The organism is Streptomyces antnestii, assembly GCF_004005495.1.
Lineage (GTDB): Bacteria > Actinomycetota > Actinomycetes > Streptomycetales > Streptomycetaceae > Streptomyces > Streptomyces antnestii.
Window position 1 is genome coordinate 1 of sequence record NZ_RZYA01000022.1, and the last position, 13,818, is coordinate 13,818.

A 13,818-nucleotide genomic window follows, 5' to 3' on the forward strand; every position below is an offset into this window, starting at 1 on the left:
GGAACACAAGGGCCAGTTGCGGACAATCCATCACCAACCCGTGACCGCCAGGTTTAGCGTCCTTCCTCAGGTGACCGGCTCCCCACCGCCGTTCCGTCCGGGGCGGCAGTCGGGCACCTACCGCCGAGAAAGGTCCGGCGGCGGCCCGCTCCCCTGTGCGGGCCGCCGCCGAACGCGTAAGCAGTACGTACCGGAAGGACGTGGCCCCGTGGCGGCAGCGCACCGCAAGCCCCGACAGCGCTCGCTCACCGGCCCTACGGCCCGCACCGCGGCGACCCTCGCTCTCGCCTCCGCGGCGACCGCCACCGCCTTCGACGGCGCGGCGCACGCGGAACCCCGGCTCACCCCGAGCCAGGTGAAGGCCAAGGTCGACCGGCTCTACCAGGAGGCCGAAAAGGCCACCGAGAAGTACAACGGCGCCAAGGAGAAGGCGGACAAGGCCGAGAAGAAGCTCGACTCGCTGCGGGACGAGGCGGCGCGCCGCACGGACCGGCTCAACGCCCGGCGCGAGGCGCTCGGTTCGGCCGCCGCCGCCCAGTACCGCACCGGCGCCCTCGACCCCGCCGTCCAGCTCTTCCTGTCGTCCGACCCCGCCCGCTACCTCGACAACGCCGCGCTCGCCGACCGGCTCGGCACCCGGCAGGCCTCCGCCGTCGAGCACGTACGCCGCGAACTCCGCGAGATCGGCCAGCTGCGCGACGAGGCGGACGGCCGGCTCACCGAACTGCGGAAACGGCAGGCAGAGCTGAAGACGCAGAAGAAGACGGTGACCGGGAAGCTGGCCGAGGCCAAGCGCCTCCTCGACCGGCTGCCGGCCGCCGAGCGCACCGGCATCGGAGCGGGCGCGGGCTCCGGCGCCACCGGTACGGACGGGCGCGCCTCACGCTCCGACGGCTCCCGCGAGATGCCGTCCGGCGCGCTCCCCGAGGCGCCGGACTCCCGCTCGGCGGCGGCCATCGCCTACGCGTACAAAGCCCTCGGCAGCCCCTACGTGTGGGGTGCCACGGGCCCGAACGCCTTCGACTGCTCGGGCCTCACCCAGGCCGCGTACCGCTCGGCGGGCATCTCCCTGCCGCGCACCACGTACTCCCAGATCAACGCGGGACCCCGCATCCCGCGCTCCCAACTCCAGCCGGGCGACCTGGTGTTCTTCTACTCGGGCATCAGCCACGTCGGTCTCTACATCGGCGGCGGCAAGATGATCCACGCGCCGAACCCCAGCGCCCCGGTCCGCATCGCCCCCATCGACCAGATGCCGTTCGCGGGGGCCACGCGGGTGGCGTGAGCCGCGGTGCCGACCGCCGGTAGTGTCGCGCACATGTCCAACCGCGCCCTGCCGCCGCCTCCGCCGCCCGTCCATCTGCGCACCTGGCCCGACCGGCACACGCTGCTCACCGACCGCGGCATGGCACTCGCCGTCCTGCGGACGAAGCATCTCGGGGTGGGACGGCTCCTGCTGCTGTGGCTGTGCGGGGCGGGCGCCATGGTCGGCTGGGCCCTGCTGTCCCTGGTGATCCAGCAGTTCGAGGACAAGGATCCCCTGGTCTTCGTCATGGGCCCCGTCTTCGCGATCCTCGGCCTGGCCGCGCTGATCCCCTCGGTGATCGGCGTCGCCCTCGGCATCCGCCGCGACCGGAAGATACGCGAACTCACCGACGCCTGGCTCGCGTTGGACAGCGACCCGGTGTCCGACGCCCGCCTGCGCGCCCCAGGCGCCAGCCTCGCCTGGCTCCTGTCGTCCGTCGTGCTGTGCGCGCTCGGACTGTGGGCCTCCCTCGGAGTCGCCGCCACCGCGGAGCCGGGACGGGACACGTACGGAGACGTCGCCTTCGGGATGGGCGCGGGGCTCGTCATGTGGCTGACGGGCCTCGTCGGCATCGTGAAGGCGGTGGGGTACTACCGCTGGGCCCTGCGGAGCCGGGGCGCGCCGGCCACGGGCGGCGCGCACCGCTGACGGCCCGGCCCACCGTTGCAGACGGCCCGGCCCACCGGTGCCGACAGCCCGACCTACCGGTGCCGACAGCCCGGCCCGCCGTTGCTGACGGCCCGGCCCACCCTTGTCGAGCCGTCAGACCAGGCGTCGCGCCGTCGCCCACCGCGTGAGCTCGTGACGGTTCGACAGCTGGAGCTTTCTGAGGACCGCCGAGACATGCGACTCGACCGTCTTCACGGAGATGAACAGCTGCTTGGCGATCTCCTTGTACGCGTACCCGCGGGCGATCAGGCGCAGGACCTCGCGCTCGCGCTGGGTGAGGCGGTCCAGGTCCTCGTCGACCGGCGGCGCGTCGGTCGACGCGAACGCGTCGAGGACGAAGCCCGCGAGGCGCGGGGAGAAGACCGCGTCGCCGTCCTGGACCCGGAACACCGAGTCGACCAGGTCCGTGCCCGTGATCGTCTTGGTGACGTAACCGCGGGCTCCGCCGCGGATCACGCCGATGACGTCCTCGGCGGCGTCCGAGACCGAAAGCGCCAGGAACCGGACCGGGTTGTCGGCGGCCGACATCAACGGAGCGCAGCGGCGCAGCACTTCGACGCCGCCCCCGCCGGGCAGGTGCACGTCGAGGAGGACGACCTCGGGGCGCGTGGCCGTGATGACCGTGACCGCCTGGTCGACGTCCGCGGCCTCGCCGACCACCTCGACGCCGGTCGTCTCGGTCCGGCCGATCTCCGCCTGGACCCCGGTGCGGAACATCCGGTGGTCGTCGACGAGTATCACGCGCACGTGCCGGTCCACCGGCTCGGCCGCCGGCTCGCCCGCCTTGGTCGCGTCGGGCCTGGCCTGCTCGTCACTCATGGGTCATCTCCGCCCTCTTCATGGTCAGTTCGACCTCCGTGCCGCCGTCCGGGACCGCGCGCAGCCGCGCCGTCCCGCCGTTGCGTTCCATCCGGCCGATGATCGATTCTCTGACACCCATCCGGTCCCCGGGAATCGAGTCGAGGTCAAAGCCGGGGCCTCGGTCCCGTACTGACACGAACACCTTCTCCTCCTCGACCTCGGCGTAGACCTGGACCGCGCCGCCCTCGCCACCGTACTTGGCGGCATTCACCATCGCTTCTCGCGCGGCCTGCATCTGCGCCGAGAGACCGTCGTCGAGCGGGCAGTCGCCGACGACGACCACTTCGAGGGGCACGCCGTGCTTGTCCTCGACCTCGGCCGCGTTCCGCTTGACCGCCTCCGCGACGGTGGTGGGCTCGTCGGCCTCGTCCTTCCCGTTCCCCTCCGGTCTGTAGAGCCAGGCGCGCAGGTCGCGCTCCTGGGCCCGGGCCAGGCGCCGCACCTCGCTCGCGCTCTCCGCGCTGCGCTGGATCAGCGTGAGGGTGTGCAGGACCGAGTCGTGGACATGGGCCGCGACCTCCGCCCGCTCCTGCGCGCGGATCCGCATCAGCCGCTCCTCGGACAGGTCCTGCGTCATGCGCACGAGATAGGGGCCGGCGAGCAGGGCTATGCCGACGATGACGGCGAGGGCGGCCTGAAGGACGGAGCCGAGGTGCTGGGCCGACCCCTGCAGGACGAAGATCCCGGTGACCCCGGCTCCCACGAGGACGACACCGGCCGCGGCCCGTGCCAGATTCAGGGTGCGCTTGCGGCGGCCCACCTCCATCCAGCGGGCCCGGCGCGCATTGTCCGCCTGGCGCCAGACCAGGGCCACGCCCGCGCCGACGAGAAGCGCCGGCCACAGATACGCCTTCGCGTTCCCCGCGAGATTCACATTGCCGACGAAGACCATCGACACGACGACCATGAGGAGCAGGGCGACGATCTGGCCCTTGTCGGGCTTACGGGCGACGAGTCTGCGCCGGCCGTCCGGCGCGGTCTCCGTCGTGAACGCCGAGGCCCGCTCGCCGCCCACGCCGCCGACGCCGAGCGGGACGAAGAACCAGAACGCGGCGTAGAGGAGCGCGCCGAGTCCGTCCGCCATGAACAGGCCCACGAAGACGAGCCGCACCCAGATCACGGGCAGGCCGAGATGCCCGGCGAGCCCCCGCGCCACTCCCCCGAGCATGCGACCGTCGCTGCTGCGGTAGAGCTTGCGCGGCGCCCGCGGTTCGTCGATGGGTGCTGCTGCGGCTTCCGGCATGTCACTGATGGTCACACGTGGGCCGGGCCCGGGCATCAGGGTTCAGCCCGGAGACGCCCCTGATCTCCGGGCCGCCGAACGCCCGGTCTCCGGCCGCCGCACGACCGCGCTCCCCGAGCGGTGTCAGGGGCGATTTCAGGGTTCGTCCAGGGTCGTCCCGGCTGCCGCGGCGGGCCCGGGGCCGTCACCATGGACACATGACAGATCACCAGCACGCCACGACGGGAGCGGAGGCCGGGCAGCCACAGGACGGCGCGCCCGGTCACGGCTCCGCGGGTGCGTCCGCGCCGTCCGCGCCGGGACAGGAGACCGGCACCGCCGCGGCGCCGGCCAGGTTCCGGCGCGACCGGCGGAACGGGACGCTGGGCGGCGTGTGCGCGGGCCTCGGCCGGCACTGCGACATGGACCCGGTGATCTTCCGGATCGGCCTCGCGGTGATCGCCGCGACCGGCGGCCTCGGGCTGATCTTCTACGGCTTCGCCTGGCTCTTCGTCCCATATGACGAAGAGGAGGAGAACGAGGCGCGCAAGCTCCTCTCCGGCCGTGTGGACGGCCCCGCGCTCACGGCCGTGCTCTTCGCGCTCGTGGGCTGCGGGCTCTTCCTCTCGATGCTGAACAACGGCGGCGTGCTCACCTTCGCCGCCGTCCTCACCCTGCTCCTCGCGGGCGCGGGGTACTGGTCGCAGCAGCGCGGGGCGGCCGGCCCCGACCCCCTCGCGGCGCAGGCCGTCGCCGACGCGCCCCCCGAGGCGCAGGCCCCGCCCGTCACCGGCGCGCCGTCCTGGTGGCGGGACCCCATAGTCAAGGACGGCACCCATGTCGGCGGGACCGGGTATTTCTGGGGGCCCGACAGCGCGGTCGACGTCCGGTACGAGCCCACGGGGCACCGGCACGGCACGGCCTGGCTCCCCGACGACGCGCCGGGCGGCTCCGGACCGGGCCCCCACTCCGACTCCGGCTCGGACGCCGCGCCCAGGCAGCGCGGGCCCCGCTGGATCGGGGGCTGGACGTTCCTGTTCGCACTGGCCGCGGGCGGCGCGAGCACCGTGGCAACCTGGCACGGCCATCCGCTCGGGACAGCGCTCCAAACCGGTCTGGCGAGCGCGCTCGTCGTCTTCGGCCTGGGCATCGCGCTCAGTGCCTTCCTCGGCCGGACCGGCGCCGGATCGGTGATCCTCGCGGTCCTCACCGCGGGCCTCCTCGTCTCGTCCGCCGTGCTCCCGGCGAACATCACCACGCGCTGGGTGCACACCGACTGGACGCCGGCGTCGGCCACCCAGGTCGCACCGCGCTACGAGCTGGGGACGGGTGTCGGCACGCTGGACCTGAGCGGGGTCGATGTCGGCAAGGGAAAGACGGTGACGACGCGCGTGGAGGTGGGGGCGGGACAGCTCAAGGCCGTCCTGCCGAAGAACGCGACGGTCGTGCTGCGGGCCGAGGTGGGCATCGGTGACATCCGGATGCCGGACGAGCGGACCAAGGACGTGGACATCCGTCCGGGACAGGACCAGAAGACGACCCTCCCGCCACCGGCGGGCAGCAAGGACGGAGGCACGGTCGTGCTGCGGCTCGAAGTAGGCGTAGGACAGGTGGAGGTGGCCCGTGCCGCGTCATGAGTTCCAGCCGGGAAAGCTGGTCGCCGGGCTGTTCCTGGCCATCACCGGGGCGCTCTATCTGGGCGACGCGCTCGGTGGCTGGGAGGTGCCGTGGTTCGTGGCGTTCCCCCTGGTCGCCGGCGGGCTGTGCCTGGCCGGGGTGACGGGGACGGTCACGTATGCGGTGCGGCGGCGCCGAAGATCCCGTGCGGTGGGCTAGGTCTTCGGCTGCCTGCCGATGGGGGCAGGCCGGTGGGGGGACCGGCCGGTGGGGGCTGGTCGCGCAGTTCCCCGCGCCCCTATAGGGAGCGTCAGGCCAGTCCTCTCCTCGCGCGGCGGCGCGCCGTGAGCAGCGCGTCCGCCGAGAACACCGGCGCTCCCGCGAGGACCAGCGGCAGCCACGCCATCAGGTAGGCCAGGTCGTTGCCCAGGTAGTACGGGTGCGTCGACCAGCTCACCGTCAGCCACAGGCTCAGCGAGATCAGCATCCCGCCGACTGCGGCGACCCGGGCGAGCAGACCGATCAACGTGCCGATGCCGACGGCGAGTTCACCGAGGGCGATCGCGTAGCCGAAGCCCGCCGGGCTCTTGAGCGCCAGGTCGACCAGGGCAGGGATGGCGGAGATGTTCCGCACGCCATGCATCTGCTCACCGATCGACCCCGGTCCGGAGGCGTGGAGGAACGCGCTGTCGGTCAGCTTGTCGAGCCCCGCGTAGATGAAGGTGACGCCGAGAAAGATCCGTAGAGGGAGGAGTGCGAAGCGCTGGGCGCTGTCCCGCCAGCCGCCCCCGCCGTTGACATAACTGATGTGGGAGTCCATCCGCATGCCATGAACCATCGCCCGTCCGCCGCCTTTCGCGCCCGCCTCTGTGTCCGTCACCAGACCATACGTACGAGTCGACGTGACTGCTCAGTAACGTACAGACATCGGCCGGTCAGTCCGACACGTCGATCACGCACGGGTTCGTCTCCGTGCCGGCGGCGGTGACGACCCGTACCTCTACGCGGCCAGGTTCGACGTCGACGGGGACCGGGACCGTCAGGGTCGTGTCGGTCGGGTTGGTGAAGCCGCCCGGCACCGGCACGAGGGGCACATGGACGTACACGGGTCCGATGCGGACGACCATGCGGGCGAGCCCGTCCGCGGTGGCGGCGCCGGGCGGCACGAATCCGGCGCCGCGGATCTCGATGTCGTCGCCGGTGCGGATCGGCGCGTCCAGGTCCCCGGCCTCACGGGAGCGCACGACGGAGAGGATCACGGGCCGGCCGCCCTCCGCGTACTTGGCCGCGAGATAGGTCGCCGCCGAGACGAGGACGAGGACGGCGAGTCCCCAGGGCAGGTCGGGCAGTTGACCGGGGTCGCGGGCGAGGCGCGCCGCCACGAAGACCAGGGCGACGGCCGAGACCAGCACGTACTGGATGTCGGCGAAGGCGCCCCGGCCGGAGTCGTCGGTGAGCAGGTCCGCGGCACGCGGCCGGTCCGCGCGCACCTTCTGCAGGCGCTGGCCGAGCACGCGCAGCCCCACGACCCGGCGCACGAGGACGGCGACACCGCAGACGACGGCGAGGACCGTCACCACCCCGGCGCCCCGGGCGAGTTCGAGCCCGGAGAGCAGCGCGTCCCGCTCGCGGTGAGCGAAGGCCCCGGCGAGTTCGCCGGCCAGGACAAGCACCGTGTAGACCACGGCGAGTACCCAGCCGGCGGCGACGGCCCGGGAGGTGGACAGCCGGTTGTCCTCGCCGACGAGCGGGGCGAGCACCCCGCCGGCCGCCCGGTGGACGTGGGCTGCGCCCGTCAGGAGACTGCCCACGACGACCGCGGCGAGCAGCCCGGCCGTGCGGGCCGTCGTCCAGCCCGCGCCGATCGCCGTGAGCGCCTGCGCGATCAGGAGCAGCGCGCACCCGCCCCACACGACGGCGACCGTGCGCGGCCACAGCCCGGCGAGCCACGCGTCACCCTCTGCGCGCCCGCGGTCGGCCATGTCCTGTGCGGACTGGGTCAGTTCGTCCGAGACCCACTGCCGGGACGCGCCGGCCGAGTGGGCGACCGCGGTGGGCAGCCCCTGTCCGGACGCCAGTTCGTCCCGCTTGGCGAGGAACGCGGCCACGGCCTTGCGGTGCCCTTCGCGCGCTCCGTGCGGGCAGTCGCCGCAGGTGCAGCTCCCGCCGTGCGTTCCCTCTCGCGCCTCCTGGACCGCCACCCGGCACGCCCGCCTTCCCAGTCAGAGCCCGCGCGGCCCGAAGCGGCCACGCGTCAACTTCCGTGCAATGACTGCGAATTGTGCCGTACACAAGCCGGTCCAGGGCGGCCCACAGCGGCCGGGCGAGGGTGAACGGCGAACACTTGTGTTGACCCGGACCGGACCACCACCCGCACCGGACCACCACCTGCACCGGACCACCACCCGCACCCACACCCCACGTCAGCCGGCGGAGCCACCCGTCACGACAGCAGGTCCGGCTCCGCGCTGCTGATGTCCTGCCACAACGGCTGGTGGTTGATCCAGGCCACCAGGTCGCCGCCCAGCTGCTCGCGGGTCGCGACCGCCTGGCGGTGGTCGATCAGCACCGGCCGGCCCGCGGCCCGCGCGGCGAGCTGCACCTGGCAGGAGCGCTCCATCGACAGGAACCACCACGCCGCCGCGTCGACCGAACCGCCCACGGTGAGCAGCCCGTGGTTGCGCAGGACGAGCGCCTTGTACGAGCCGAGCGCGGCCGCGATCCGCCGCCCCTCGTCCGGGTCCACGGACACCCCGGTGTACTCGTCGAGCAGGGCGTGGTCCTCGTAGAACGCGCACGCCTCCTGGGTGATCGGGTCGATCAGCTCGCCCAGCGTGGACAGGGCCCGCCCGTGCAGCGAGTGGCAGTGGGCGACGGCGACCACGTCGGGGCGCGCCCGGTGGACCTGCGCGTGGACGGTGAAGGCGGCCTGGTTCACATGGCGGCGGCCCTCGACGACCTGTCCGTCACCGTTGGCGAGGACCAGGTCGGAGACGGTGATGTGCTTGAACGGCATGCCGAAGGGGTTCACCCAGTAGCAGTCGTCGTACTCCGGGTCCCGGGCCGTGATGTGTCCCGACACCCCGTCCTCGTAGCCGAGGCGCCCGAACAGGCGTAGCGCGCCTGCCAGGCGCTCCTTGCGGTGGCGGCGCTCGTCGGCCGGGGAGTCGTGGACCGGGGGCATCGCGAACTGGAGCTGTTCGGTGGGGATCGGTGAGGGCGCCTGCGTCGACATGGAGCGGAAGTTACCCGTGAGGAGTGCAGGAGGACAGAGGCGGGCTGTGAAGAGAGTGCGCCAACCGCTCGGGAGTCACGCGAATACCGGACAGCGGATGTCCGGTATCCGCGCCAGACTCGACGTATGACGTCGAACTGGGCCACTTTCACCGCGGCCGAACCGGACCTCGCCAAGACGGTCGAGGAGCGCTTCGGCCAGTTCACCCACCATGTCCTCGCGACGCTCCGCAAGGACGGTTCGCCCCGCACCAGCGGGCTCGAGGTGCAGTTCCTGAACGGGGAGTTCTGGCTCGGCATGATGCCGGGTTCGCTCAAGGCCCGCGATCTGCTGCGGGACCCGCGCTTCTCCGTCCAGGCGAACCCGGGCGCCGGCACCGACATGGGCGGCGGGGACGTACGGATCTCGGGGCGCGCGTTGCTCGTCGAGGACCCGGCGCTCATCACCTCGTACACGGCGGCGACCGAGGTCCCCGACCCGAACGACTTCCACCTCTTCCGCACCGAGCTGACCGAGGTCACCCGGACGTACGTCGAGGACGGCAAGTACCTGGTCCTCCAGGTGTGGAAGCCGGGCGAGGCGCTGCGCAGGATCCGGCGGACCTGAGGCACAAGCCCGTAGCGCGAGCCCGTACCGCAAGTCCGTACCGAGAGCCCATACCCGCACACGCGAAGGCGCCGCCCACTCGCACAAGTGGGCGGCGCCTTCACACACGGGATCGGGGAGCGATTACTCCCACTCGATGGTCCCCGGCGGCTTGCTCGTCACGTCGAGCACGACGCGGTTGACGTCCGCGACCTCGTTCGTGATGCGGGTCGAGATCTTCGCCAGGACGTCGTACGGCATCCGCGTCCAGTCCGCCGTCATCGCGTCCTCGGAGGAGACGGGGCGCAGGACGATCGGGTGGCCGTACGTGCGGCCGTCACCCTGGACGCCGACGGAGCGCACGTCCGCGAGCAGGACGACCGGGCACTGCCAGATGTCCCGGTCGAGACCGGCCGCCGTCAGCTCCTCGCGGGCGATGGCGTCGGCCTCGCGCAGCAGGTCGAGGCGGTCCTTGGTGACCTCGCCGACGATACGGATACCGAGGCCGGGGCCCGGGAACGGCTGGCGCTGGACGATCTCGTCGGGCAGGCCGAGCTCGGCGCCGACCATGCGGACCTCGTCCTTGAACAGCTGGCGCAGCGGCTCGACGAGCTCGAACTCGATGTCGTCGGGCAGACCGCCGACGTTGTGGTGCGACTTGATGTTCGCCGTGCCGGTGCCGCCGCCGGACTCGACGATGTCCGGGTAGAGCGTGCCCTGCACGAGGAACGCGACCTCGGGGCCGTCCTCCTGGAGGATCTCCAGCTGGGCCTGCTCGAAGACGCGGATGAACTCGCGGCCGATGATCTTCCGCTTGGTCTCCGGGTCGGAGACTCCCGCCAGCGCGTTCAGGAAGCGCTCGCTCGCGTCGACGACCTTCAGGTTCGCGCCGGTCGCGGCCACGAAGTCCTTCTCGACCTGCTCGGTCTCGTCCTTGCGCATCAGGCCGTGGTCGACGTACACACAGGTCAGCTGGGAGCCGATGGCCTTCTGGACGAGGGCCGCGGCGACCGCGGAGTCGACGCCGCCGGACAGACCGCAGATCGCGCGCTTGTCGCCGACCTGCTCGCGGATCGCGGCGACCTGCTCCTCGATCACGTTGCCCGTGGTCCAGTTCGGCTCGATGCCGGCGCCGCGGTACAGGAAGTGCTCCAGGACCTGCTGGCCGTACGTCGAGTGCATGACCTCGGGGTGGTACTGGACCCCGTACAGCTTCTTCTCGTCGTTCTCGAAGGCGGCGACCGGGACGACGTCCGTGGACGCGGTGACGGTGAAGCCCTCGGGCGCGGCCGAGCAGGCGTCGCCGTGCGACATCCACACGGACTGCTCGGTCGGGGTGCCCTCGAAGAGGGTGGAGCCGGCCCTGCTGACGCTGAGCGGAGTACGGCCGTACTCACGTGCGCCGTTGTCGTCGACCGTGCCGCCGAGCGTGGTGGCCATCAGCTGGAAGCCGTAGCACATGCCGAAGACGGGGACGCCGGCCTCGAACAGGGCACGGTCCAGGCGCGGGGCGCCCTCCGCGTACACGGACGACGGGCCGCCGGAGAGGATGATCGCCTTCGGGTTCTTGGCCAGCATCTCGGCCACCGGCATGGTGGACGGGACGATCTCGCTGTAGACCCGCGCCTCACGGACGCGGCGGGCGATGAGCTGGGCGTACTGGGCGCCGAAGTCGACAACGAGGACTACGTCCGGGTTGGAGACGTCGGGCGCGGCAGCGGATGTCGCTGTTGACACTACGGCGGCCTTCCGGCGGAGGAGCGGGCTCCCGGGGCGGGTTCTATTTGTCGATTCTACCGGCGCGCCGGTGCCGCTTTTCGTCTCACCATCCGAACCCGGGTTGGCCGCCGGTCCGGGGCTGGGTCCATACTGTGCGCATGCGCAAGCTCACGACGTTCGTCTTTACCTATGGCAACCGGCCCACCGGCTGCCATGGTCGTGCTGCTTGAGCAACTGACAAGCGACTTCCCAGGCGCCCCGGGCCGACAAGGCCCGGGGCGCCTGCGTTTTCCGGACCTTGCCGATCCGGGGCACCCTTCCCGACACAGGAGCCCCGACATGACCGCCACCACCACCGCTGTGACCCAGGCCGAGAAGACCGGCGCCCACACCCCCGAGGCCGCCGACGTGATCACCGGCGCGCGGGAGCGCATCGACGCGCTCGACGACCGGATCATCGGCCTGATCCAGGAACGGATGGCCGTCTCGGCCGTCATCCAGGAGGCGCGGATCACCTCGGGCGGGCGCCGCGTGAATCTGGCGCGCGAGCTGGAGGTCCTCGGCCACTACAGGGACGCCCTCGGCAAGCCGGGTACGGGCCTCGCGATGACGCTCCTGGAGCTGTGCCGCGACCGTGTCTGAGGCCCGCGCGAAGCAGACCGAGGCCTACGGCGGCACAGTCCTAGGCCTACGCGGCACCGTCCGGATGCCTACGCGGCACCGTCCGGATGCCTACGCGGCACCCGCCCGAGGCCTACGCGGCGCACCCACGTTCGGATCCGCTCTCACCCGTACGGCGCGTGACCGGTGCGCGGCACCCTTCGTTGGTCCCGTTGTCCGTGCCAGCCAGGTTGCGGGCCCGCTCAATCCACGCGTGGCTCCGTTGGAGCGATGAGACGTAGGGCTCCGTGCCGTACGTCGTGGGACCTCGCTCCAGCGTTTGTGACCGGACGGCAGGGGACAGCAGCCCGGTCACCCAAGAGAACGGCCGGTCCCGGGGACGCCCGGGGCCGGTCGGCCTCCCAGCGGGAATCCCCCGCCCCCCCCCCCACAATCCCCCACACCCCATAAAGCCCCACGTCCCGGGCTTCACAAGTGAACTGCCACCAGCAGACCCGCAGACCCGCAGCCAGCGGCGCAACCCCCCGGCGCCGCTCCCCGGCACCGACGCCGCCCTGACGTCGATGCTGCAGAGTGAAGGGCCCCACGGACGCGTACGTCCGCGGGGCCCTTCGCTCTGCCCGCCGCCTTTGCGTGAGCCCCCTTCTCTCCCCCCGGTGATCCAGGTCACATAAGAATCGCGTGAGTGCCTGCGCAACCATTACGCGGGGTCGCCGGTCACATGTGTGGAACCAACGGCCACACCCGCGACCCCACAGCGCGGAGGCCTCTCAGCTCGTACTGCGCCGCAGCAGTACGCCGGACTTTCCGAGGTCTTGATGAAGCTTCGCCGTGCCCTCGCCGCCGCGGCCGCGACGGCTGCCATAGCCCCGCTCGCGCTGCTGTCGGCGCCGGCCGCGTTCGCCGACGACTCGGCGCCCGTCGCCCCCGCGGCCGCCTCCGACACCCCGTCCTCCTCCCCTGCCGCCGACCCGGCCGCGCCGTCCACGGAAGCGCCCGCGCCGTCGGAGAGCACCAGCTCCACCCCCGCGGAGACCCCCAGCACGACGCCCCCCGCGGACAACGGCAACGCTCCCTTGGCCCCCGAGGCCTCCGCGACCGTCACCCCGAACGGCTCCACCACGCCGGCACCGGCCGCCTCCGAGACGCCGTCCGAGGACCCGTCCGAGCCGACCGGCATCTGCGAGGAGGACAACAAGGACTACAAGTCCAAGCTGGCCGTCTCGATCAGCGGTCTGCCAGGGAAGATCGCGGCGGGCAGCGGCTGGCACAACTTCACCCTCAACGTGAAGAACCCGTCGAAGGCCGACCTCACGGACGTCCTCTTCTACGCGGGCGTCGGCCCGAACGACGAGAACGCCGAGAACCCGTTCAAGGCGAGCCAGGTCCGTCTCCAGGGCAAGGTCGACGGCACCTGGGTCGACATCGAGGACAGCGGCTACTCGCTCGGCTACCTCGACCTGGCGGGCATCAAGGGCGGCCAGACGATCAACTACCAGCTGCGTCTGAACGTGACGTCCAGCGCCCCGGTCGGCTCCGGCCTGACCATCGGCGGCGGCTCGTACGTCGACGACGAGTTCGACTGCGTCGGCGACAGCCTCGCCAGCTACGTCATCCAGATCGTGAAGCCCGGCACGCCCACCGACGGGACCAAGCCGCAGGAAGGCGGCAAGGTTCCGATGCCGACCGAGAAGCCGAACCACCACAACACCCAGGAGGTGACCGGCCGCCTCGCCGAGACCGGTTCGTCCTCCATGGTCCCGACCATCGGCCTGGTCGGCGGCGTCGCCGTCGTCGCCGGTGCCGGTGCCGTGTTCGCCGTGCGCCGCCGCAGGGCCGGCGCCACCGCGTAACACCCGGTAGGGACACACAAAACGAAGGACCTGCGCTCGGAGGGGGGCGCAGGTCCTTTTCGTGTATCTACCTCATGTATCTGCTTCGTGTATCTGCTTCGTGTGTCCACAAGCCTCCGCGGGAGGCGTC

Annotated in this window: 13 protein-coding genes; 7 read left to right on the plus strand and 6 right to left on the minus strand. The window is 71.8% G+C overall.

Annotation, left to right across the window (positions count from 1 at the left end):
- The first annotated feature begins 208 nt into the window (after positions 1 to 208).
- Together EOT10_RS32715 and EOT10_RS32720 are read left to right on the plus strand one after the other, a co-directional pair.
- Entirely contained in the window at positions 209 to 1,285 is a 1,077-nt protein-coding gene (locus EOT10_RS32715; RefSeq protein WP_127832021.1) for a C40 family peptidase, read from the plus strand.
- A gap of 33 nt (positions 1,286 to 1,318) precedes the next feature.
- Positions 1,319 to 1,954 (plus strand): hypothetical protein, encoded by a 636-nt coding sequence (locus tag EOT10_RS32720; RefSeq protein WP_127832022.1) that lies wholly within the window; start codon positions 1,319 to 1,321, stop codon positions 1,952 to 1,954.
- A gap of 114 nt (positions 1,955 to 2,068) precedes the next feature.
- Here EOT10_RS32720 and EOT10_RS32725 read toward each other — a convergent pair whose 3' ends face one another.
- Positions 2,069 to 2,794 (minus strand): LuxR C-terminal-related transcriptional regulator, encoded by a 726-nt coding sequence (locus EOT10_RS32725; RefSeq protein ID WP_223281348.1) that lies wholly within the window; start codon positions 2,792 to 2,794, stop codon positions 2,069 to 2,071.
- Positions 2,787 to 4,079 carry an ATP-binding protein gene (locus EOT10_RS32730; RefSeq protein WP_127832023.1) on the minus strand — a complete coding sequence of 431 codons (1,293 nt, stop codon included), beginning with the start codon at positions 4,077 to 4,079 and terminating at the stop codon, positions 2,787 to 2,789. Before EOT10_RS32730 ends, EOT10_RS32725 begins: the two co-directional genes overlap by 8 nt.
- Before the next feature lie 197 nt (positions 4,080 to 4,276).
- Here EOT10_RS32730 and EOT10_RS32735 point away from each other — a divergent pair, with 197 nt between their 5' ends.
- The gene (locus tag EOT10_RS32735; RefSeq protein WP_127832024.1) at positions 4,277 to 5,695 is read left to right on the plus strand and encodes a PspC domain-containing protein; all 1,419 of its coding nucleotides are present in this window, start codon (positions 4,277 to 4,279) and stop codon (positions 5,693 to 5,695) included.
- Complete coding sequence (locus tag EOT10_RS32740; RefSeq protein WP_127832025.1) at positions 5,682 to 5,894, plus strand: hypothetical protein; 213 nt, start codon at positions 5,682 to 5,684, stop codon at positions 5,892 to 5,894. Before EOT10_RS32735 ends, EOT10_RS32740 begins: the two co-directional genes overlap by 14 nt.
- 91 nt (positions 5,895 to 5,985) lie before the next feature.
- On the opposite strand, the gene EOT10_RS32745 is transcribed toward EOT10_RS32740, so the two are convergent.
- From EOT10_RS32745 to EOT10_RS32755, 3 genes are all read right to left on the minus strand, one after another.
- Positions 5,986 to 6,513: a DoxX family protein gene (locus EOT10_RS32745; protein ID WP_127832138.1), complete on the minus strand. Its 528-nt coding sequence runs from the start codon at positions 6,511 to 6,513 to the stop codon at positions 5,986 to 5,988.
- A gap of 97 nt (positions 6,514 to 6,610) precedes the next feature.
- Entirely contained in the window at positions 6,611 to 7,876 is a 1,266-nt protein-coding gene (locus EOT10_RS32750) for a hypothetical protein (protein ID WP_127832026.1), read from the minus strand.
- Positions 7,877 to 8,118: 242 nt separating this feature from the next.
- On the minus strand, positions 8,119 to 8,910 hold the full coding sequence (locus tag EOT10_RS32755; RefSeq protein WP_127832027.1) for a class II aldolase/adducin family protein: 792 nt from the start codon (positions 8,908 to 8,910) through the stop codon (positions 8,119 to 8,121).
- A 126-nt stretch (positions 8,911 to 9,036) separates the two neighbouring features.
- On the opposite strand from EOT10_RS32755, the gene EOT10_RS32760 reads away from it, so the two are divergent.
- The gene (locus EOT10_RS32760; RefSeq protein ID WP_127832028.1) at positions 9,037 to 9,516 is read left to right on the plus strand and encodes a pyridoxamine 5'-phosphate oxidase family protein; all 480 of its coding nucleotides are present in this window, start codon (positions 9,037 to 9,039) and stop codon (positions 9,514 to 9,516) included.
- 123 nt (positions 9,517 to 9,639) lie between these two features.
- Here the strand turns inward: EOT10_RS32760 and guaA are convergent, their stop codons facing one another.
- Positions 9,640 to 11,232 (minus strand): glutamine-hydrolyzing GMP synthase, encoded by a 1,593-nt coding sequence (gene guaA, locus EOT10_RS32765; protein WP_127832029.1) that lies wholly within the window; start codon positions 11,230 to 11,232, stop codon positions 9,640 to 9,642.
- A 321-nt stretch (positions 11,233 to 11,553) separates the two neighbouring features.
- Here guaA and EOT10_RS32770 point away from each other — a divergent pair, with 321 nt between their 5' ends.
- Together EOT10_RS32770 and EOT10_RS32775 are read left to right on the plus strand one after the other, a co-directional pair.
- On the plus strand, positions 11,554 to 11,856 hold the full coding sequence (locus EOT10_RS32770) for a chorismate mutase (protein WP_127832030.1): 303 nt from the start codon (positions 11,554 to 11,556) through the stop codon (positions 11,854 to 11,856).
- Positions 11,857 to 12,653: 797 nt separating this feature from the next.
- Entirely contained in the window at positions 12,654 to 13,688 is a 1,035-nt protein-coding gene (locus EOT10_RS32775; RefSeq protein WP_127832031.1) for an LAETG motif-containing sortase-dependent surface protein, read from the plus strand.
- Positions 13,689 to 13,818: the final 130 nt, after the last annotated feature.

Bases quoted from the DNA above. Each gene is read 5' to 3' on its own strand.
- EOT10_RS32775 (WP_127832031.1), top strand. From the start codon at position 12,654: ATGAAGCTTCGCCGTGCCCTCGCCGCCGCGGCCGCGACGGCTGCCATA.
- EOT10_RS32745 (WP_127832138.1), bottom strand. From the start codon at position 6,513: ATGGTTCATGGCATGCGGATGGACTCCCACATCAGTTATGTCAACGGC.
- EOT10_RS32755 (WP_127832027.1), bottom strand. From the start codon at position 8,910: ATGTCGACGCAGGCGCCCTCACCGATCCCCACCGAACAGCTCCAGTTC.
- EOT10_RS32720 (WP_127832022.1), top strand. From the start codon at position 1,319: ATGTCCAACCGCGCCCTGCCGCCGCCTCCGCCGCCCGTCCATCTGCGC.
- EOT10_RS32735 (WP_127832024.1), top strand. From the start codon at position 4,277: ATGACAGATCACCAGCACGCCACGACGGGAGCGGAGGCCGGGCAGCCA.
- EOT10_RS32730 (WP_127832023.1), bottom strand. From the start codon at position 4,079: ATGCCGGAAGCCGCAGCAGCACCCATCGACGAACCGCGGGCGCCGCGC.
- EOT10_RS32760 (WP_127832028.1), top strand. From the start codon at position 9,037: ATGACGTCGAACTGGGCCACTTTCACCGCGGCCGAACCGGACCTCGCC.
- EOT10_RS32770 (WP_127832030.1), top strand. From the start codon at position 11,554: ATGACCGCCACCACCACCGCTGTGACCCAGGCCGAGAAGACCGGCGCC.
- EOT10_RS32725 (WP_223281348.1), bottom strand. From the start codon at position 2,794: ATGAGTGACGAGCAGGCCAGGCCCGACGCGACCAAGGCGGGCGAGCCG.